Genomic DNA, 19,490 nt, shown 5'->3' on the forward strand with positions numbered 1-19,490 from the left:
TCGCGGCATGCGCACCCTCCTCGTCCTCGGCGCCGCCCTGCTCTCCTGCCTGGGCGCCGCGCCCGCCCCCGTACCGCTGCCCGAGCGGATGGCCGACACGGGCGGGGGCTCCCAGCTGATCACCGCCGAGGCCGCGGACCCGGGCGCCACCACGGGGACGCTGACCTGGTGGGACCGGAAGGGCGGGCGGTGGGTCGTCGCGGGATCCGCGCCCGCCCGGTTCGGGGCGAGCGGGCTCACCGAGGGCTCCGGGCGCCGGCAGGGCACGAACACCACGCCCACCGGGCTCTACCGGCTGCCGTACGCCTTCGGGGTGCGGGCGAGGCCCGCCGGGACCCGCTTCCCGTACGCCCGGGTGACCGAGCGGTCCTGGTGGTGCCAGGACAACGCCTCCCGCGCGTACAACCGCTGGGTCGAGGGGCTGCCCCGGGACTGCCGGGCCGCCGAGGCCGAGCATCTCGCCTCGTACGGCACGCAGTACGCGTACGCGCTCGTCATCGGCTTCAACTACGAGCGTCCGGTGCGCGGGCGCGGGGCCGGGATCTTCCTGCACGTCAACGGGCACGGCGCGACGGCCGGCTGCGTCTCGGTGCCGGCCGACGCGATGCGCGCCGTCCTCGCCTGGGCGGATCCCCTGCGCCGACCGCACATCGCCGTCGGAACGCGGGGCGGTCCGACGGCGATCACGCGCTACTGAGCCCGAAGGGGCTACTTCTGGGCCAGCTTCAGCAGGTGGTCGGCGAGGGCCTGCCCGCCGGCCGGGTCGCGGCTGATGAGGAGCAGGGTGTCGTCACCCGCGATGGTGCCGAGGATGGCGTGGAGTTCGGCCTGGTCGATGGCCGACGCGAGGAACTGGGCGGCGCCCGGCGGGGTCCGCAGCACCACCAGGTTGGCGGAGGCCTCGGCGGAGATCAGCAGTTCGCCGGAGAGGCGGCGCATGCGCTCCTCCTTGGCGGACTCGCCGAGCGGCGCCTGCGGGGTGCGGAAGCCGCCCTCGCTGGGCACCGCGTAGATCAGCTCGCCGCCCGTGTTGCGGATCTTCACCGCGCCGAGCTCGTCGAGGTCGCGGCTGAGCGTCGCCTGGGTGACGCTCAGTCCGTCGTCCGCGAGGAGCTTGGCGAGCTGGCTCTGCGACCGCACCGGCTGCCGGTTGAGGATGTCGACGATCCTGCGGTGGCGTGCGGTGCGGGTCTGCGGAACGGACGGCCCTCCGTGCTCGTTCTCCTGCGCGTCGGTCATCGTCGTCTCATTCTCCGGTTCGTCCTTGCCCGTTCGCCTCGTCCAGGACCCCGGGCAGCGCCTGGAGGAAGGCGTCCGCCTCGGCGTCGGTGAGGACCAGCGGAGGCATGATCCGTACGACGTCGGGGGCGGGCGCGTTCACCAGGAGGCCGGCGTCCTGGGCCGCCTGCTGCACCTGGGGTGCGAGGGGCCCGGTGAGCACGATACCCAGCAGGAGGCCGGCACCACGGACGTGGGAGACCAGCGGGTGCCCCAGACCCTCGATTCCCTGGCGCAGCCGCTCCCCCACCGACTTCACGTGGTCGAGGGCGGCGTCGGCGGCGAGGGTGTCCAGGACGGCGAGTCCGGCGGCGCAGGCGACCGGGTTGCCGCCGAAGGTGGTGCCGTGGTGGCCGGGCGTGAAGAGCTCCGCGGCCTCGCCGAAGGCGACGGTCGCGCCGAGCGGGAGGCCGCCGCCGAGGCCCTTGGCGAGGGTCACGACGTCCGGCTCGACGCCCTCGTGGGCCTGGTGCTCGAACCAGTGGCCGCAGCGGCCGATGCCGGTCTGCACCTCGTCGAGGACGAGCAGGGTGCCGGTGGCGCGGGTGATCTCGCGGGCGGCCTTCAGGTAGCCGGCGGGCGGGACGACGACGCCGTTCTCGCCCTGGATGGGCTCGATGATGACGAAGGCGGTGTCCTCGGTGACCGCGGCCCGCAGCGCCTCCACGTCCCCGTACGGAACGTGGGTGACGTCGCCGGGGAGCGGCAGGAACGGGGTCTGCTTGCCGGGCTGGCCGGTGAGCGCCAGCGAGCCCATGGTGCGGCCGTGGAAGCCGCCGTCGGTGGCGACCATGTGGGAGCGGCCGGTGAGCCGGCCGATCTTGAACGCGGCCTCGTTGGCCTCGGCGCCCGAGTTGCAGAAGAAGACCTTGCCGGGCCGGCCGAAGAGGCTCAGGAGCCGCTCGGCGAGGGCGACGGGCGGTTCGGCGACGAAGAGGTTGGAGACGTGGCCGAGGGACGCGATCTGCTTGGACACGGCGTCGACGACCGCCGGGTGGGCGTGGCCGAGGGCGTTGACGGCGATGCCGCCGACGAAGTCGAGGTACTCCTTGCCGTCGGCGTCCCAGACCTTGGCGCCCTCGCCGCGGACGAGCGGCAGCCGGGGGGTGCCGTAGTTGTTCATGAGCGAGCCCTGCCACCGCTGGGTCAGCTCGGTGTTGCCGGTCATCGGTCCCCCTGTCCGTCCGGCACGACCATCGTGCCGATGCCCTCGTCGGTGAAGATCTCCAGCAGGATGGAGTGCTGGACGCGGCCGTCGATGACGCGGGCCGTGGTGACCCCGTTGCGTACGGCGTGCAGGCAGCCCTCCATCTTGGGGACCATGCCGCTGGAGAGGTCGGGCAGGAGCTTCTCCAGCTGGGTCGCGGTGAGCCTGCTGATGACCTCGTCGCTGTTGGGCCAGTCCTCGTAGAGGCCCTCGACGTCGGTCAGGACCATCAGGGTCTCGGCACCCAGCGCCGCAGCGAGTGCCGCAGCCGCCGTATCAGCATTGACGTTGTAGACGTGTCCGTCGTCCTGGGAGCGGGCGATGGAGGAGATGACCGGGATCCGGCCGTCCTCCAGGAGCGCCTCGATGGCTCCGGTCTCGATGGCGGTGATCTCGCCGACCCGGCCGATGTCGACCCGCTCGCCGTCGATGACCGGCTGGTGCTTGGTGGCGGTGATGGTGCGGGCGTCCTCGCCGGTCATGCCGACGGCGAAGGGGCCGTGCTGGTTGAGCAGTCCGACGAGCTCGCGCTGGACCTGGCCGGCGAGCACCATCCGTACGACGTCCATGGCCTCGGGGGTGGTGACCCGCAGGCCGGCCTTGAACTCGCTGACCAGGCCGGCCTGGTCGAGGGCGCGATTGATCTGCGGGCCGCCGCCGTGCACCACGACCGGCTTGAGGCCGGCGTGCCGCAGGAAGACGACGTCCTGGGCGAAGGCGGCCTTGAGGTCCTCGTCGATCATGGCGTTGCCGCCGAACTTGATGACGACGGTCTTGCCGTGGTGGCGAGTCAGCCAGGGCAGGGCCTCGATGAGGATCTGCGCCTTCGGGAGGGCGGTGTGCTTCCGCGCGGTGTTGCTCATGACGAGTACGCGCTGTTCTCGTGGACGTAGTCGGCGGTGAGGTCGTTCGCCCAGATGACGGCGGACTCGGTGCCGGCGGCCAGGTCGGCGGTGATGACGACCTCCCGGTAGCGCATGTCGACCAGGTCGCGGTCCTCGCCGACGGAGCCGTTCTTGCAGACCCAGACGCCGTTGATGGCGACGTTCAGCTCGTCGGGCTCGAAGGCGGCGGACGTGGTGCCGATGGCGGAGAGCACCCGGCCCCAGTTGGGGTCCTCGCCGTGGATGGCGCACTTGAGGAGGTTGTTGCGGGCGATGGAGCGGCCCACCTCGACGGCGTCGTCCTCGGTCGCGGCGTTGATCACCTCGATGCGGATGTCCTTGCTGGCGCCCTCGGCGTCGCCGATGAGCTGGCGGGCGAGGTCGTCGCAGACGGTCCGTACGGCCTCGGCGAACTCGTCCTGCCCGGGGGTGACTCCGGCGGCGCCGGAGGCGAGGAGGAGGACGGTGTCGTTCGTGGACATGCAGCCGTCGGAGTCGACCCGGTCGAAGGTGAGCCGGGTGGCGGTGCGCAGGGCGGCGTCGAGGCCCTTGGCGTCGACGTCGGCGTCGGTGGTGAGGACGACGAGCATGGTGGCGAGGCCGGGGGCGAGCATGCCGGCGCCCTTGGCCATGCCGCCGACGGTCCAGCCGTCCTGGGTGACGACCGCGGTCTTGTGGACGGTGTCGGTGGTCTTGATGGCGATGGCGGCCTTCTCGCCGCCGTGCTCGGAGAGTTCGGCGGCGGCCGTCTCGACGCCGGGGAGCAGCTTGTCCATGGGGAGCAGGACGCCGATGAGGCCGGTGGAGGCGACGGCGACCTCGCCGGCGCCGACTCCGAGGACGGCGGCGACCTTCTCGGCGGTGGCGTGGGTGTCCTGGAAGCCCTTGGGGCCGGTGCAGGCGTTGGCGCCGCCGGAGTTGAGGACGACGGCGGTCAGCTCGCCGTCGGCGAGGACCTGCTGGGACCAGAGGACCGGGGCGGCCTTGACGCGGTTGGAGGTGAAGACTCCCGCGGCGGCGCGGCGGGGCCCGGTGTTGACCACGAGGGCCAGGTCCGGGTTGCCGTTCGACTTGATCCCGGCCGCGATGCCCGCGGCCGTGAATCCCTTCGCTGCGGTGACGCTCATGGAGCGACTCCAATCGTGGAGAGTCCGGTGTCCTCGGGCAGCCCGAGGGCGATGTTCATGCTCTGCACCGCGCCGCCGGCGGTGCCCTTGGTGAGGTTGTCGATGGCGCTGATGGCGATGATCCGGTTCGCGTTGGCGTCGTACGCGACCTGCACCTGAACGGCGTTGGAACCGTAGACGGACGACGTCGCCGGCCACTGGCCCTCGGGCAGCAGGTGGACGAAGGGCTCGTCCGCGTAGGCCTTCTCGTAGGCGGTGCGTACGGACTCGGCGGTGACGCCGGGCTTCGCGGCGGCCGTGCAGGTGGCGAGGATGCCGCGGGGCATCGGGGCCAGGGTGGGCGTGAAGGAGACGGTGACCCGCTCCCCCGCCGGTCCGCTGAGGTTCTGGATCATCTCGGGCGTGTGGCGGTGGCCGCCGCCGACGCCGTACGGGGACATGCTGCCCATGACCTCGCTGCCGAGCAGGTGCGGCTTGAGGGCCTTGCCGGCACCGGAGGTGCCGGAGGCGGCGACGATCACGGCCTCGGGCTCGGCGAGACCGGCCGCGTACGCCGGGAAGAGGGCGAGCGAGACGGCGGTGGGGTAGCAGCCGGGGACCGCGACGCGCTTGGACCCCTCCAGGGCGGCGCGGGCACCCGGCAGTTCGGGGAGGCCGTAGGGCCAGGTCCCGGCGTGCGGGGAGCCGTAGTACGTCTCCCAGTCGGCCGGGTCCTTGAGGCGGAAGTCGGCGCCCATGTCGACGACGAGCACGTCGGGCCCGAGCTGCTCGGCGACGGCGGCGGACTGGCCGTGCGGCAGCGCGAGGAAGACCACGTCGTGTCCGGCGAGCTCCTCGGCGGTGGTGGGCGCGAGGACGCGGTCGGCGAGCGGGAGCAGGTGGGGCTGGAGGGCCCCGAGTCGCTGTCCGGCGTTGGAGTGGCCGGTCAGCGTCCCGATCTCCACGTGGGGGTGGGCGATGAGGAGACGCAGGAGCTCCCCACCCGCGTATCCGCTCGCACCCGCCACTGCTACTCGTACCGTCATCGAAACCCTCCTCATGGATGGCATGACTATACGTGTCGCCGAACTTTTATGCAACGACGTCGCGCTCTACGCGCCGGGCGCGCCGGCCCACACCTCCGGTGTACATCCGTTCCAAACCGGTCGCCCGCCACGGCACGGCCCGACATCCCCCGATCGGCGGCTTCCGGTGGCCCTGTCGACGGACGTGCCACAGGATCCGAACGTGGGCTCGGCGGCCGCGCCCCGTCAGGCGCACGAGGGCACCGCCGGACCGGGCGGGCATTCCCGCACTCCGGGCGGCCAGGAACCGGTCGCGAAACCCACCCTTTGCATGACCATGCGAGTTGATGCATACTCTTCCCATGTCCAAGGTCCTCACCTCCCTGCCCGCCGGCGAGCGCGTCGGCATCGCCTTCTCCGGCGGCCTCGACACGTCCGTCGCCGTCGCATGGATGCGCGACAAGGGCGCCATCCCCTGCACCTACACCGCCGACATCGGCCAGTACGACGAGCCCGACATCGCCTCGGTGCCCGGCCGCGCGAAGACCTACGGTGCCGAGATCGCGCGCCTGGTCGACTGCCGTGCCGCGCTGGTCGAGGAAGGCCTGGCCGCGCTCACCTGCGGCGCGTTCCACATCCGCTCGGGCGGCCGCGCCTACTTCAACACCACCCCGCTCGGCCGTGCCGTCACCGGCACCCTCCTCGTCCGGGCGATGCTCGAGGACAACGTCCAGATCTGGGGCGACGGCTCGACCTTCAAGGGCAACGACATCGAGCGGTTCTACCGCTACGGCCTGCTCGCCAACCCACACCTGCGGATCTACAAGCCCTGGCTGGACGCGGACTTCGTCACCGAGCTCGGCGGCCGCAAGGAGATGTCGGAGTGGCTGGTCGCCCACGACCTCCCCTACCGGGACAGCACCGAGAAGGCGTACTCCACCGACGCCAACATCTGGGGCGCCACGCACGAGGCGAAGACGCTGGAGCACCTGGACACGGGTGTCGAGACCGTCGACCCGATCATGGGCGTGAAGTTCTGGGACCCGTCGGTCGAGATCGCCACCGAGGACGTCACCATCGGCTTCGAGCAGGGCCGCCCGGTGTCGATCAACGGCAAGGAGTTCCACTCCGCCGTCGACCTGGTCATGGAGGCCAACGCCATCGGCGGCCGCCACGGCATGGGCATGTCCGACCAGATCGAGAACCGGATCATCGAGGCCAAGAGCCGCGGGATCTACGAGGCCCCCGGCATGGCGCTGCTGCACGCCGCGTACGAGCGCCTGGTCAACGCGATCCACAACGAGGACACCCTCGCCCAGTACCACAACGAGGGCCGCCGCCTCGGCCGGCTCATGTACGAGGGCCGGTGGCTGGACCCGCAGGCCCTCATGGTCCGCGAGTCGCTCCAGCGCTGGGTCGGCGCCGCCATCACCGGCGAGGTGACGCTGCGACTGCGGCGCGGCGAGGACTACTCGATCCTCGACACGACGGGCCCGGCGTTCAGCTACCACCCGGACAAGCTGTCCATGGAGCGCACCGAGGACTCGGCCTTCGGCCCGGTGGACCGGATCGGCCAGCTCACCATGCGCAACCTCGACATCGCCGACTCCCGCGCCAAGCTGGAGCAGTATGCGGGCCTCGGCCTGATCGGCACCGGCAGCCCCACCATCGGTGCCGCCCAGGCGGCCGCGACCGGGCTGATCGGCACCATGCCGCAGCTGCCCGAGGGCGGCGCCGAGGCCATCGCCTCCCGCGGCGAGGTCTCCGAGGACGAGGAGATGCTGGACCGGGCCGCGATGGAGTTCGGCACGGACTGACGCCCCGCCTGAGAGGCCGGTTCGACACCTTCGTGTCGGACCGGCCTTTTCCGTCTCCCCTGGCGCTGTCACATCCCGGCGGGTCCTCACGTCAACGCGGTGAGGGAACCGAAGAGGAGTGGGACGCCATGCACGACGACACGTTTCTGACCGCCCTGACCGGGCGGTTCGACGCCCACGAGGAACAGCTGCGGGCCGTCGCCCTGCGGATCACGGGGTCGCCGGAGGAGGCCGAGGAGGCGCTCGCGGCCGCGCGGGCGGGCCTCGGACGGGACGACGGCGCGACGGTACGGGCCTGGCTGACGGCGGCCGTGGGGCAGGCGTGCGTACGGGGCCTCCAGGGACGGGAAACGGAGGCGCGGTGGCGCGGCGGACCTGAGGGGGCCGGCCGGTCCTCGGGGTCTCTCCCGGACGGGGTCGACTCCCTGTGGCTGATGTCGCTCGTGATGCTGGAGAGGCTCGGGGACGAGGAGCGGCTCGCCTATGTCCTGCACGATCTGTTCGGGCTGCCCGCGCACGAGACCGCGCGGATCATCGGCTGCTCCGCCGATGCGGCCGCGCGGCTCGCCCGGCGGGCCCGGGAACGGATCCGGGGTGGCGGGGCGGCCCGTACCGAGGGCGAGCGGGGGCGGCAGCGCGCGGTGGTGGACCGGTTCCTGGCGGCCGCACGCGCGCGTGACGCCCGCGCGCTGGTGGCCGTCCTCGACCCGGACGTCGTCGCGTACTCCGAGGGCGGCCCGGTGCACGGGGTCGCGGCTGTCGCCGAGGCGGCCGCGGCCTTCGCGCGGTGCGCGGACGTGTCACGGGCCGCGCTGGTCGACGGGGCCGTCGGCGCGGTCGGGTTCGCCGCCGGCCGGCCCGTCTCGGCGGTCGCGGCCACGCTCCGCCGGGACCGGATCGTCACCGTGTCCCTGACCCTCGGCGAGGACCGGGTGCGCGCGCTCGACCTGGCCTTTCCCGACAGCTGAGGCACGGGGAACCCCGGTGAACGGGTCTGCAGAACCGGTCGACCGGACCCGTCACCCGGACGGGTCCGCAGAGCCGGTCGGCGGGACCGGTCGGCGGGACTAGTCCCCGCGCACCGCGCGCAGGACGACGAACTTCCGGTCGCTCGCGACGAGTTCGCTGTTGCCGAAGATCCGGCGGAGCGTCACGTGATAGCCGAGGTGCCGGTTGCCGATGACCCACAGCTCACCGCCGGGCCGCAGCGCGCGCCGCGCGTCCGCGAACATCCGGCGGGCGGTGCGGTCGGTGGTGGCCTGGTGGCTGTGGAACGGCGGGTTGTTGAGGACGAGGTCCACGGAACCGGCGGCGAGCTCGGTGAGCCCGTCGCCGACGAGGAACTCGGCCTTGCGGTCCGCGCCGAGGTGGGCGCGGAAGTTCTCCTCGGCCGAGGCGACCGCCGGGTACGACTCGTCGGCGAAGACCAGTTCCGCCTCGGGTTCGTGGAGGGCGATGGCGAGGCCGACCACGCCGTTGCCGCAGCCCAGGTCGGCGACCCGGGCCCGGCCGAGCCCGCCGGGCAGGTTCGCGAGGAAGAAGCGGGTGCCGATGTCGAGGCGGTCGGCGCAGAAGACCCCGGCGTGGTTGGTGACGGTCAGTCCGGGCAGGCCGGGCGCGGGGGTGTCCGCGGGGAGGCCGTAGCGGTACGGCCACGGGTTCGGCCCGGGGGTGGCGGCCGGGTCGGGGGTGGTGAAGATGAGCCGGGCCTTCTTCACCGCGAGCGAGGTGCGGGTGGGGCCGAGGATCCGCTCGAAGAGCTTGAGCGTGGAGGTGTGGATGTCCTTGACCATGCCGGCGCCGACGATCACCGTGCCCTCGTGCACGGCGGGTGCGAGCCGGTGCAGCTGGTCCTCCAGGAGCGCGAGGCTCTTGGGGACCCGGACGAGGAGGACGTCGATCCGCTCGGGCGGCGGGTCCTGGGTGGTGAGCAGCCGGACGGCGTCCGGGGCGGCTCCGGCGCGTGCGAGGTTGGCCCGGGTCGCCTGCTCGCCGAGGTACGAGTCGGTGATCTGGACGAGTTCGCGGGGTCCGGCGGCCTGCAGCGCGGTGACGAGGGCTCCCCAGCGGTCGCCGAGGACGGCGACGGCGCCGGAGAGGTCGGTCCCGGCCTCGGCGAGGTGCCCGAGGAGGTACTCGTCGGACGCGTCCCAGGCGCGCAGCTGCTCGCGCGGGTCCTCGGGGAAGCGGGTCAGCGTGAAGGCGCCCCATGACGTGCTCAAACGGTTCATCGTGCTCTCAGGCTAGCCGGTCCGGACCGCCGGTTCCCGCCGTCGGGGCGGGGCGGGGGCCCGGTGTCAGTGCGGGGCGGTGTCGAGGTGGAGGTGCCAGAGGCCTGGGCGGCCGGTGAGGGTGACGGTGGAGAGGGGGCGGACGTCCACGTTCCAGTAGGTGGCGGGTGGTGCCTTGAGGGCGTACACGAGGGCGGCCCGGACGACGGAGGGTTCGGCGACGGCGACGATGGAGCCGTCCTCGGCGGGGCGGGTGTCGAGCCAGTTCCCTATGCGGGTGATGAAGGCGAGGAGCGGTTCGCCGCCGTGCGGGGCCGAGCGGGCGTCGGTGAGCCAGGCGTCGACGGCGGCCGGTTCGAGGGCGGCGACCTCGGCGAGGGTCAGTCCGCGCCAGCGGCCCATGTCGCAGTCGCGGAGCGCGGGCTGGGCGAGCGGCGCGTAGCCGAGGGCGGTGCCGGTGGCGCGGCTGCGCGGGGTCGGGGAGCAGTAGCGCAGTTCGGCCGCGCCGAGCGGGATGAGGGCGGGCGCGGCCTGCTGCACCTCGTACCAGCCGGCCTCGTCCAGTGGCCGGTCGTCGTCGAAGCGTTCGGCGAGCAGGGAGGAGCTGCGTGCCGCCGTGACGAGCGTCACCCGAAGACCCATGGCCGCGATCGTGAGGCCGGTGGCGCCGCTGGTCAAGGGGTCATTCGGAGGGACCGGAGGGGGCCGGGCTCACTGCTGCCCGAGAGCCATCCACTTGTCCGGATTCTGAAGTGGCGTGAAACCCACCTTCTCGTACACGCCGTGCGCGTCGGCGGTGGCGAGCATGATGCGGCGCAGTCCGTACGGGGCGAGGTGGTCGCGGACGGCGGTGACGAGCGCGGTGCCGAGGCCGGTGCCGCGGGCCGGTCGGTCGACGTAGACGTCGCAGAGCCAGGCGAAGGTGGCGTAGTCGGTGACGACGCGTGCGTAGGCGCTCATCTCGCCGGTCTCGCGGTGGTAGGCGCCGAGGTTCAGCGAGCCCGCGATGGCGCTGTCCTGCTGTGCGCGAGGTCGGCCGAGGGCCCAGTAGGCGTCGGTGGAGAGCCAGTGGTGGACGCGGGCGGCGTCGATCCGGGCGGGGTCGGCTGAGATCTCGTACGCCCCGTGCATGACGGGGGTGCCGGTGGTGGCGCTGTCGCTCATGGGCGAAGGCTTCCAGGGGGCCGACGGGCTTGTCAGGTGAATTTGCCCCGGGCCAGGGACGGGGGCGTGCCGTGCGGGGTTCCGGCGCGGCACGCCCCCCGGGGTCAGCCGGTGAGCTCGTCCACCGCCGTCCGCAGGCGGCGTACGCCCTCGGCGATCTCCGTCGGGCCCGCGACACCCGCGAAACTCAGCCGGATGTGGCCGGCGGGGGGTTCGGCGCAGAAGTAGGGGCGGCCGGGGGCGGCGGTGACCCCGGCGCGCAGGCCGGCGGCGAGGAGGGAGGCCTCGGGGAGGGTGTCGGGGAGGCGCAGCCAGAGCTGGTAGCCGCCGGAGGGGATGTGCGGGAGGGCGAGTTCGGGGAGGTGGTGGGCGAGGGCGCCGGTCATGAGCTCGCGGCGGTTCCTGAGCTCCTGGGCGACGGCGCGGAGGTGGCGGGGCCAGGCCGGGGAGCCGACGAGTTCGAGCGCGGCCTCCTGGAGGGGCCGGGGGACGAAGAAGCTGTCGACGACCTGGATGGCGCGCAGCCGTTCCAGGACGGGTCCCCGGGCGGCGAGGGCGCCGACGCGGAGGCTCGCCGAGGTGATCTTGGTGAGCGAGCGGACGTGGACGACGACTCCGTCGGGGTCCTCGGCGGCGAGCGGTGCGGGGAGCGGACCCGCGTCCTCGTGGACGAGGCGGCGGGCGAAGTCGTCCTCGACGACGAAGGCCCCGGCGGCGCGGGCGATACGGACGACCTCCCGGCCGCGTTCGGGGCGCAGCACGGTCCCGGTCGGGTTCTGGAAGAGCGGCTGGCAGACGAAGACGCGGGCGCCGGTGGCGCGGAAGGCGGCTTCGAGGAGTTCGGGGCGCACTCCGTCGGCGTCGGTCGGCACGGGGACGGGGCGGAGTCCGGCGGCGCGGGCGACGGCGAGCATGCCCGGGTAGGTGGGCGACTCGACGAGGACGGGGGTGCCGGGCGGGGCGAGGGCGCGCAGGGCGGTGCTGATCGCGGACTGGCCGCCGGCGGTGATGAGGACCTCGGCCGCGGTGACGCTGCCGCCGATCTCGCGGGCGAACCATTCGCGCAGTTCGGGCAGGCCGTCGGTGGGGGGCCTGCCCCAGGCGCCGGGGCGGCGGCCGGCCCGGGCGAGGGCGGCGGCGAGGGCGCTCTCGGGCTGGAGGGAGGGGTGCAGGTAGCCGCCGTTGAACTCGATCACGCCGGGCGGGGGCGCGGAGAGGGTGACGAGGACGCCGGAGGCGTCGACGGCCCGGGGGACGAGTTCGGTGGCGCTGTCGGCGCTGAGGGCGACCTCCTGCCAGGAGGTGTCGCCCACGACCGGGGTGGGGGTGCGGGGTTCCGCGCGGAAGGCGCCGGCGCCGGGGCGGGTGACGACGAGCCCTTCGGCGGCGAGCTGCGCGAGGGCCCGGGTGACGGTGACCGGGGAGACGCGGTAGCGCTCGACGAGCGCCCGGCTCGATGGCAGCTTTCCGCCAGGAGAGTAGCGGTTCAGTTCCGCTCTCAGGGATTTCGCCAGTTCCGCGACACTGCTACGCTCATGCATGAGAACACAGGATAGCGCTACTACCCGGACCACGATAGCGGTCACCGCTACGGGAACCCCCGGAATCGGGTCCGCCGCCAAGGCCGCCGAGGCCGCCGGCACCACGGGCGCCCGCGCCGCCGCCGACCCCCGGACCCGCGGCACCCTGCTCGCCGGACTCGGCGTGATCTCCTTCTCCCTCACCTTCCCGTCCACCGTCTGGGGCCTGGAGAGCTTCGGCCCCTGGTCGCTGGTGGCCGTGCGCTCCACCCTCGCCGCGCTCATCGCCGGCGCCTTCCTGCTCGCGGGCCGGGTGCCGCTGCCCGAGCGCCGCCACTGGGCGGGCCTCGCGGTGGTCGCCTGCGGTGTCGTCATCGGCTTCCCGCTCCTGACCACCCTGGCCCTGCAGACCTCCACCACCTCGCACGCCGCCGTGGTCGTGGGCCTCCTGCCGCTCACCACCGCGACCCTCGCCGCCCTGCGGACCGGCCGCCGGCCGTCCCGTAGCTTCTGGATCGCGGCCGCCTCCGGCGCCGTGGTGGTGCTCGGCTTCACGCTCAAGGAGAGCGGCGGCTCCTTCTCCACGGGCGACCTGTACCTCTTCGGGGCGCTGCTCGTGTGCGCGGCCGGATACACCGAGGGCGGCCGGCTCGCCAGGCTCATGCCGGGCTGGCAGGTCATCGGCTGGGCCCTGGTCCTCTGCCTTCCGCTGATGGCGGTCGCCTCGGCCGTGACGCTGTCGATCGAGCCGGTGCGTCTGACCGCGCACGGCGTCATCGGCCTCGTGTGGGTCGCCGCCGGCTCCACCTTCTTCGGGCTGTACGTCTGGTACCGCGGGATGGCCGCGATCGGCATCCCCAAGGCCAGTCAGCTCCAGCTCGCCCAGCCGCTCCTCACCCTCTTCTGGTCGGTCTTCCTGCTCGGCGAGACCCTGCCGCCGGCCGCCCCGGTCGCCGCGGTGGCGGTCCTGGTCTGCATCGCGGTCACCCAGCGGGCGAAGAGCTGACGCGACGAATCCGGGCGGAACGGGTCACAATGGCAGACAGAGGCCCTGCGCAGTACGGGGCAGGACCGGCCCGGTCGCGAGGAGGTCAGCTCGATGCAGGCGAGCGTGGGTGACAAGCTGCTGGTACACGGCCGGACCGTGGGTCACCACGACCGCACGGCCAAGGTCCTTCAGGTACTGGGGGAGAACGGCAATCCCCCGTACCGCGTGAAGTTCGAGGACGACGGTCACGAGGCCCTGGTGTCGCCGGGCCCCGATTCCGTCGTACGCCACCGCCCGGAGGCGGGGGCCGGCTGAGTCACCGCTTCGGCGGACGGACCCTGGTCGGGTAGTGGTCGGCCACCACCGTGGTCATCGCCCCGATCGGGTCCGCGGCGACCTCCTTCGCGGAGAAGAAGCAGTGACCGCCGACCGAGGGGTACGGGGCGGCCAGGTCCAGATGGCGTGAGAGCTCCCGCGGGTCCTGCCAGGCGGCGGGCTGGGCGGGATCGCCCGCCTTGTAGAGCGCCTCGCCGAGGTAGAGCCCGACACCGGTGTCCCGGACCACCGCGTCCCACCAGGGCACCAGCTTGGCGTAGTCGGCGGCCGGCAGACCGATGTTCCAGTACAGCTGGGGCATCACGTAGTCGATCCAGCCCTCCCGGATCCACTTCCGGGTGTCGGCGTGGAGGTCGTCGTACGTCTGGACACCGGCGCGGGTGTCCGAGCCCTCCGGGTCGGTGGCGATGTTCCGCCAGACCCCGAAGGGGCTGATGCCGAAGGCCGTGTGGTTCCTGATCTCCTTGATCCGCGAGGACATCTCCGAGACGAGCAGGTCGGTGTTGTTCCGCCGCCAGGACGCCTTGTCGGGGAAGTCCCCGCCGTACCGCGCGTACGTCTCGTCGTCGGCGAAGACCTGCCCGGCCACCGGGTACGGATAGAAGTAGTCGTCCCAGTGCACGGCGTCGATCTCGTAGCGGCGCAGCGCGTCCAGCATCGCGTCCTGGACGAAGCTCCGGACCTCGGGCAGCCCCGGGTCGTAGTACAGCTTCCCGCCGTAGGGCAGTACCCATTCCGGGTGGATCCGCGCCGGGTGGGAGGCGACGAGCCTGCTCGGGTCCGTGTGGTTCGCCACGCGGTACGGGTTGAACCAGGCGTGCAGTTCGAGCCCCCGGGCGTGGGCCTCGTCGACGGCCGTGCCCAGCGGGTCCCAGCCGGGGTCCCGGCCCTGGGTGCCGGTGAGGTACTGCGCCCACGGCTCGTACGGCGAGGGCCACAGCGCGTCGGCGGTCGGCCGGACCTGGAGGACCACCGTGTTGAGCCGGCGCTCGACCGCCGTGTCCAGGTGGCGGAGGAGTTCGGCGCGCTGCTGCCCGGCGGTCAGCCCGGGGCGGGAGGGCCAGTCACGGTTGGCGACCGTCGCCAGCCACGTCCCGCGGAACTCCCTCTTTCGGTGGGGCCTTCTCCGTACCACCGGTGCGCCGTCGGCCGCCGGGGCCGCTGTCGTCCCCGTCACGGCGAGCGCCGCTCCGGCGGCGCCGGCCACGAACCCTCTTCTGCCGAAAGGCCGCACTTGTACCCCTCCTCTGTCGGATACGTCACACGCACCCGGACAGCATGCCCGGCTCAGACGATCGATCATCGGTTAATGAGCGGTAACGTCGTGGGGGTAGAGGCGGGCGCATCCGGAATCACACGGGCGCCCCGTCGACGGAGAAGAGCGAAAGGCACGAGGTGACGGACTCCATGGCCGACATTGAGCGCGTCGGAGTGGTGGGCTGCGGCCAGATGGGCGCAGGCATCGCAGAGGTGTGTGCCCGGAGCGGGCTCGACGTGAAGGTCGCCGAGACCACCGGCGAAGCGCTGGAGATCGGCCGCACACGGCTCTACAACTCGCTGTCGAAGGCCGCCGAGCGCGGCAAGATCAGCGAGGAGGAGCGGGACGCGACGCTCGCCCGTCTCAGCTTCACCACCGACCTGGGCGAGTTCGCCGACCGCGACCTCGTCATCGAGGCGGTCGTGGAGAACGAGCAGGTCAAGACCGAGATCTTCCAGGTCCTCGACCAGGTGATCACCCGGCCGGACGCCATCCTGGCCTCGAACACCTCCTCCATCCCGCTGGTGAAGCTGGCCGTGGCGACCTCCCGCCCCGACCAGGTCATCGGCATCCACTTCTTCAACCCGGCCCCCGTGCAGAAGCTCGTCGAGCTGATCCCGGCCCTCACCACCTCCGAGGGCACGATCAGCCGGGCGCAGGCCTTCGCGGAGAAGGTGCTCGGCAAGCACGCGATCCGCGCCCAGGACCGCTCCGGCTTCGTGGTGAACGCGCTGCTCGTGCCGTACCTGCTCTCGGCGATCCGGATGTTCGAGTCGGGCATCGCGAGCCGCGAGGACATCGACAACGGCATGGAGTTCGGCTGCGCCCACCCGATGGGCCCGCTGAAGCTCTCCGACCTGATCGGCCTGGACACGATCGCGTCGATCGCCGACTCGATGTACTCGGAGTTCAAGGAGCCGCTGTACGCCGCTCCCCCGCTGCTGCAGCGCATGGTGGACGCGGGCCGTCTCGGCCGCAAGACGGGCTCGGGCTTCTACCCGTACAACTGACCCGAGGTCCCCATCCAGACCCGGAGTCCGGCGTCCGACCCCTGACGCCGTCGCTCCGGCCGGACGGCCCGCACCCCCGCACAGGTACGGGCCGTCCGGCACATTCGCTCCCGCGTCTCAGCCGAGGCGCAGATGGTGGAGCATCAGCAGTCCCGCGGCCATGTTGGCGGCCGGGATCTCGCCCCGGCCGATCATCCCGGGGATCTCCTTCAGCGGGACCCACGCCCGCCGCGAGGACTCGAAGGCGTCCTCGGGCGGTCCCGTGTAGGTGGCCCCCTCCGCCCAGTAGAGGTGATGGCGGGCGTCGGTGAGGCCGTTCGAGGGTTCGACGGTGAGGAGATGGCGCAGCGGCCCCGGCCGCCAGCCGGTCTCCTCCTCCATCTCGCGGGCGGCGGCGGCCTCGATGTCCTCGCCGTCCTCGACGATGCCGGCGGCCAGTTCCCAGCCCCAGCTGTCGGTGATGAAGCGGTGGCGCCAGAGCATCAGGACTTCGTCGGCCTCGTTGACGGCCGTCGCGGCGGCGACCGGGCGGAGCCGGATCAGATAGTGGTCGAGGTGGCGGCCGTCGGGGAGTTCGACGTCCGCGAGGTTCACTCGGAACCAGCGATTCTCATAGACAGCGCGTTCGCTGAGTTTCGTCCACTGCACGTTCTTGCCACCTTCCGATCGGTCGGTGCTTGTTTGGTGGCAATATCGCAGCAGTTGGCGGCTCACAGTGGAACGCGCAGCGCCCCTTCGATGAGAGCGGCCGCCTCCCGGGCCTCCCCGGCGCCGCTCGCCAGGAGATCCCCCCGCACCTGCGTCAGCCGGTCCCGCAGCCGCCGCGACTCCATCCCCCGCGCCCGCTCCGTCATCTCCACCGCCGTACGCGCCGCCCCGTCGGCCTCCCCCTGCCGCAGCTCGACGCGGCACAGCATGGCGAGCCGGTGCACCCGGCCCCGGTCGTGCGAGGGCACCCCGACCGCCGCCGCCGCGTGCTCATGGGCCGCGTCGAGTTCACCCAGACCGAGGAGCGCCTCCGCCACCTGGACGTTGACGAACCCCGGCTGGACGTAGCCCGTCTCGACCGGCTCCTCCCCCGGCCTTATCCGCTCCGCCGCCGCCTCGGCCCGCCGGATGCACGCCAGCGCGGCCGCCCCGTCGCCCAGATGCGCGTACGCCTTCGCCTGCATCGCCGTCAGATCCGCTGCGAGCGCCGGGGTGATCTGCCGCCCCGCCGCCCGCAGCGCCGCCTCCGCGAACGCCACGGCCTGCCGGTACTCCCCCGTGAACAGCGACTGGTTGACGAGGAGCGCGATCACGTACGCGCCGAGCCCCCGGTCCCCGCTCGCCTTCGCGAGCCGCAGCGCCTGGTGGAAGTAGCGCTGGGCGAGACCGTGCGCGTCCGCGTCGTAGGCACAGATTCCGGCCACCGCGAGGAGCCCGCCGGTGGCCCGGTGCAGCTGCCGCCCCAGCGCGTCGCCGTACGCGCCCCTCAGCAGCGGCGCGGTCTGCGTGTTCAGGAAGCCGACGATCCGCGCCCGGGTCGCGATGCCCCCGGCCCGTCGGTACATCTGTTCGTAGTGTGACCGGGCCGCGGTCAGGACGGCGATGTCGGCCGCCGAGACGGTCGTCGGGCCCGTACGGGAGACGTCCACGTCCTCCGGCGGGTTCTCCCACTCCCACACCGGCATCACCGCCGGGGTGCCGGTCACCGCCGGGGCGGCCACGATGTGCGGCCGCTGCTGCTCGTCGGAGCGCCAGAGCGCCGCCGCCCGCTCGACGAAGCCGGACAGCGGCGACCCGGCGGCCGCCGCCGGGCCTCCCGGCACCCCGAGGCCGATGTCGTCCAGGGTCACCTGCCGGCGCAGCCGCACGGCGAGCACCTCGCAGATCAGGTCCGGCACCTGGCCGCGCGGCCGCTGGCCCTTCAACCAGCGGGCCACGGCGGTGTGTTCGTACCGCAGGGCGAGGCCCCTGGCCCGGCCCGCCCGGTTCACATGGGCGGCCAGGCCGGCGTTCGAGACGCCCGCCTCGTCGAGCAGGGCGTCGAGCAGGGTGTTGGGCTGCATGGCCGCTCCGATCGCTCGCATGGCCGCTCCGCTCGCTCGGTGAACTCAGCGTAGCGGTGGCCGAATTCATACGGGTCGAACCGAACGGAAGCCCCCCGTACCGGTGATTTCGCACGGGGTGTGAACGAAGTACCCGTTCTCCCGGCCCGCGTACTCTGCCACGCCCGCCCCGGCCCCGGTTGACTGTGCTTCTCGCCGCAAGGCGACGACCGGGCCGCCGGCTCCCCCTCGTACAGTGCGGCCGCCCGGTCCGCGTCGCCCGCCCCGCTGATCTGCCCGACACTCCGTGGCGGGGCGGGCGGCGCCGGCCCCGATCCCTTCCGCTCAGCAGTGGGAGGAGGGGGCGGGCCGGGGGCGGCGCAGCCCGGGTTCGGCGGGCTGCGCCGGCACCCGGACACGGTCGTTGCGCACGACGAGCAGCGCGATGTCGTCGGCGAGCCGGCCGCCCGTGTGGCGCAGCAGGGCCGCGTGGACCCGGCGGACCAGGGCGGCGGGCGCCTCGCCGGGCACCCCGGCCAGCGCGGCGTCGAGCGCGAAGAACCGGCCCCGGTGGTCCCGGGCCTCCTCCGCGCCGTCGGTGTGCAGGACCAGCGTCTCGCCGGGCAGCAGCCGGGCCGCCGTGTACGGCACGAGCACGGCGGGCAGCGGCAGCACCCCGAGCGGGGGCAGCGGGTCCCCGACCGGGAACCGCTCCGCCCGCCGTCCCAGACGGTACGGGCCGGGGTGGCCGCAGTTGAGGACGGCGAGCCGCCCGTCGGAGCGGACCTCCACGAGCAGCAGCGTGACGAACTCCTCCGCCGCCGGGTGTTCGGGCTCCGCCCCGGCCCTCGCCGGGTGCTCCTCCCGCCCCCGCTCCCGCAGATGACGCTCCAGAGCCCGCTCCAGACGCCGCAGCACCCCGGCCAGTTCGGGCTCGTCGTGCGCGGCCTCGCGGAAGCTGCCGAGCACGGCGACCACCGCGCCGAGCGCGGCGAGCCCGTGGCCCCGGACGTCCCCGATGACGATCCGCACCCCGTAGGGGGTGGCCACCGCCTCGTACAGGTCGCCGCCGACGGACGCGCCCCGGGAGGCGGACAACTGCCCGGCGGCCAGTGCGAGTCCGTCGAGACGGGCGGGCAGGGGGCGCAGCAGGACCCGCTGGGTGGCGGCCGCGACGGCCCGGACCCGGGCGAGCTCCCGCGCGAGCCCGCGCCGGACGCCGAGCACCAGGCCGAGTCCGACGCTGACGAAGACGACACTGGTGGCGATCCGTAGGGGCAGCCCCGGCTGCCGGGCCATGGGACAGCCGTACGTCCATGTGAGGGCCACGGCGCCCCACGTGGTGGGAAGAGCGAGCGGGGCCAGCCGGCGAAGCCGGGAGCCATCGGCGAGCAACGACCTGGTACGGATCATGCACGGCCCTTTCCGAGCCCCGACAGCGCCCGAAGGCCCTGCGGCCCACAGGTCCGCCCCTGTGGCCGCGTCGATTCTGCCGACCGCGCGGTCCGCCATGGAACAGCCCTCGGCGATCTCACCCGAAGGAGTGAGCGCCTCCGCCGCGCCGCCCTGCGCCAGGGCCGCGCCACGCGCACGGACGGCCGGATCCCGTGCGCGCGTGCGGACCGTGAACGGCGGA

Annotated in this window: 19 protein-coding genes; 6 read left to right on the top strand and 13 right to left on the bottom strand. The window is 73.1% G+C overall.

The features are described 5' to 3' along the window. Window positions 1-7 precede the first annotated feature (7 nt). Window positions 8-697: a L,D-transpeptidase family protein gene (locus tag ACZ7HT_RS19250; RefSeq protein WP_471166997.1), complete on the top strand. Its 690-nt coding sequence runs from the start codon at window positions 8-10 to the stop codon at window positions 695-697. Between the two features lie 11 nt (window positions 698-708). Here the strand turns inward: ACZ7HT_RS19250 and ACZ7HT_RS19255 are convergent, their stop codons facing one another. The 5 genes from ACZ7HT_RS19255 to argC are packed head-to-tail and all read right to left on the bottom strand — an operon-like array spanning window position 709 to window position 5,521. Beyond that, window positions 709-1,239, bottom strand: a complete 531-nt coding sequence (locus ACZ7HT_RS19255; RefSeq protein WP_030316147.1) for an arginine repressor — start codon at window positions 1,237-1,239, stop codon at window positions 709-711. 7 nt (window positions 1,240-1,246) lie between these two features. Then, window positions 1,247-2,446 (bottom strand): acetylornithine transaminase, encoded by a 1,200-nt coding sequence (locus tag ACZ7HT_RS19260; protein ID WP_471167001.1) that lies wholly within the window; start codon window positions 2,444-2,446, stop codon window positions 1,247-1,249. Continuing rightward, window positions 2,443-3,348: an acetylglutamate kinase gene (gene argB / locus ACZ7HT_RS19265; protein ID WP_391477521.1), complete on the bottom strand. Its 906-nt coding sequence runs from the start codon at window positions 3,346-3,348 to the stop codon at window positions 2,443-2,445. Before argB ends, ACZ7HT_RS19260 begins: the two co-directional genes overlap by 4 nt. Continuing rightward, on the bottom strand, window positions 3,345-4,496 hold the full coding sequence (gene argJ / locus ACZ7HT_RS19270) for a bifunctional glutamate N-acetyltransferase/amino-acid acetyltransferase ArgJ (protein WP_471167005.1): 1,152 nt from the start codon (window positions 4,494-4,496) through the stop codon (window positions 3,345-3,347). The genes argB and argJ overlap by 4 nt, the downstream gene beginning before the upstream one ends. Next, a complete protein-coding gene (argC, locus tag ACZ7HT_RS19275) occupies window positions 4,493-5,521 on the bottom strand; it encodes an N-acetyl-gamma-glutamyl-phosphate reductase (protein ID WP_471167008.1) in 1,029 nt (342 codons plus the stop codon). Before argC ends, argJ begins: the two co-directional genes overlap by 4 nt. Before the next feature lie 341 nt (window positions 5,522-5,862). Between argC and argG the strand changes: the two genes are divergently transcribed. Together argG and ACZ7HT_RS19285 are read left to right on the top strand one after the other, a co-directional pair. After that, window positions 5,863-7,317: an argininosuccinate synthase gene (gene argG, locus ACZ7HT_RS19280; RefSeq protein ID WP_116161942.1), complete on the top strand. Its 1,455-nt coding sequence runs from the start codon at window positions 5,863-5,865 to the stop codon at window positions 7,315-7,317. A 128-nt stretch (window positions 7,318-7,445) separates the two neighbouring features. Beyond that, the gene (locus tag ACZ7HT_RS19285; protein ID WP_471167011.1) at window positions 7,446-8,285 is read left to right on the top strand and encodes a sigma factor-like helix-turn-helix DNA-binding protein; all 840 of its coding nucleotides are present in this window, start codon (window positions 7,446-7,448) and stop codon (window positions 8,283-8,285) included. Between the two features lie 99 nt (window positions 8,286-8,384). Here the strand turns inward: ACZ7HT_RS19285 and ACZ7HT_RS19290 are convergent, their stop codons facing one another. The 4 genes from ACZ7HT_RS19290 to ACZ7HT_RS19305 all read right to left on the bottom strand — a co-directional run bounded on the left by ACZ7HT_RS19290 (window position 8,385) and on the right by ACZ7HT_RS19305 (window position 12,253). Then, a complete protein-coding gene (locus ACZ7HT_RS19290) occupies window positions 8,385-9,548 on the bottom strand; it encodes a methyltransferase (RefSeq protein WP_471167014.1) in 1,164 nt (387 codons plus the stop codon). A gap of 66 nt (window positions 9,549-9,614) precedes the next feature. After that, entirely contained in the window at window positions 9,615-10,190 is a 576-nt protein-coding gene (locus ACZ7HT_RS19295; RefSeq protein ID WP_471167130.1) for a histidine phosphatase family protein, read from the bottom strand. A 69-nt stretch (window positions 10,191-10,259) separates the two neighbouring features. Then, window positions 10,260-10,712, bottom strand: coding sequence for a GNAT family N-acetyltransferase (locus ACZ7HT_RS19300; protein ID WP_471167017.1), 453 nt, complete (start codon window positions 10,710-10,712; stop codon window positions 10,260-10,262). A 104-nt stretch (window positions 10,713-10,816) separates the two neighbouring features. After that, window positions 10,817-12,253 (bottom strand): aminotransferase-like domain-containing protein, encoded by a 1,437-nt coding sequence (locus tag ACZ7HT_RS19305; RefSeq protein WP_471167019.1) that lies wholly within the window; start codon window positions 12,251-12,253, stop codon window positions 10,817-10,819. Here ACZ7HT_RS19305 and ACZ7HT_RS19310 point away from each other — a divergent pair. Both ACZ7HT_RS19310 and ACZ7HT_RS19315 read left to right on the top strand, forming a co-directional pair. Further along, on the top strand, window positions 12,252-13,238 hold the full coding sequence (locus ACZ7HT_RS19310) for a DMT family transporter (RefSeq protein ID WP_471167022.1): 987 nt from the start codon (window positions 12,252-12,254) through the stop codon (window positions 13,236-13,238). The genes ACZ7HT_RS19305 and ACZ7HT_RS19310 overlap by 2 nt on opposite strands. Before the next feature lie 93 nt (window positions 13,239-13,331). Beyond that, on the top strand, window positions 13,332-13,535 hold the full coding sequence (locus ACZ7HT_RS19315) for a DUF1918 domain-containing protein (protein ID WP_471167025.1): 204 nt from the start codon (window positions 13,332-13,334) through the stop codon (window positions 13,533-13,535). 1 nt (window position 13,536) lies between these two features. Here the strand turns inward: ACZ7HT_RS19315 and ACZ7HT_RS19320 are convergent, their stop codons facing one another. Then, window positions 13,537-14,763, bottom strand: coding sequence for a glycoside hydrolase family 10-like protein (locus ACZ7HT_RS19320; RefSeq protein ID WP_471167027.1), 1,227 nt, complete (start codon window positions 14,761-14,763; stop codon window positions 13,537-13,539). Window positions 14,764-14,963: 200 nt separating this feature from the next. Here ACZ7HT_RS19320 and ACZ7HT_RS19325 point away from each other — a divergent pair, with 200 nt between their 5' ends. After that, a complete protein-coding gene (locus ACZ7HT_RS19325; protein ID WP_471167030.1) occupies window positions 14,964-15,824 on the top strand; it encodes a 3-hydroxybutyryl-CoA dehydrogenase in 861 nt (286 codons plus the stop codon). Window positions 15,825-15,941: 117 nt separating this feature from the next. Here ACZ7HT_RS19325 and ACZ7HT_RS19330 read toward each other — a convergent pair whose 3' ends face one another. From ACZ7HT_RS19330 to ACZ7HT_RS19340, 3 genes are all read right to left on the bottom strand, one after another. Continuing rightward, window positions 15,942-16,472: an NUDIX domain-containing protein gene (locus ACZ7HT_RS19330; RefSeq protein ID WP_471167033.1), complete on the bottom strand. Its 531-nt coding sequence runs from the start codon at window positions 16,470-16,472 to the stop codon at window positions 15,942-15,944. Window positions 16,473-16,534: 62 nt separating this feature from the next. After that, window positions 16,535-17,875, bottom strand: coding sequence for a transcriptional regulator (locus ACZ7HT_RS19335; RefSeq protein ID WP_471167133.1), 1,341 nt, complete (start codon window positions 17,873-17,875; stop codon window positions 16,535-16,537). Between the two features lie 324 nt (window positions 17,876-18,199). Next, the gene (locus ACZ7HT_RS19340) at window positions 18,200-19,267 is read right to left on the bottom strand and encodes a PP2C family protein-serine/threonine phosphatase (protein WP_471167036.1); all 1,068 of its coding nucleotides are present in this window, start codon (window positions 19,265-19,267) and stop codon (window positions 18,200-18,202) included. Between the last annotated feature and the right edge of the window lie 223 nt (window positions 19,268-19,490).

The organism is Streptomyces sp. NPDC037410 (genome assembly GCF_055602235.1).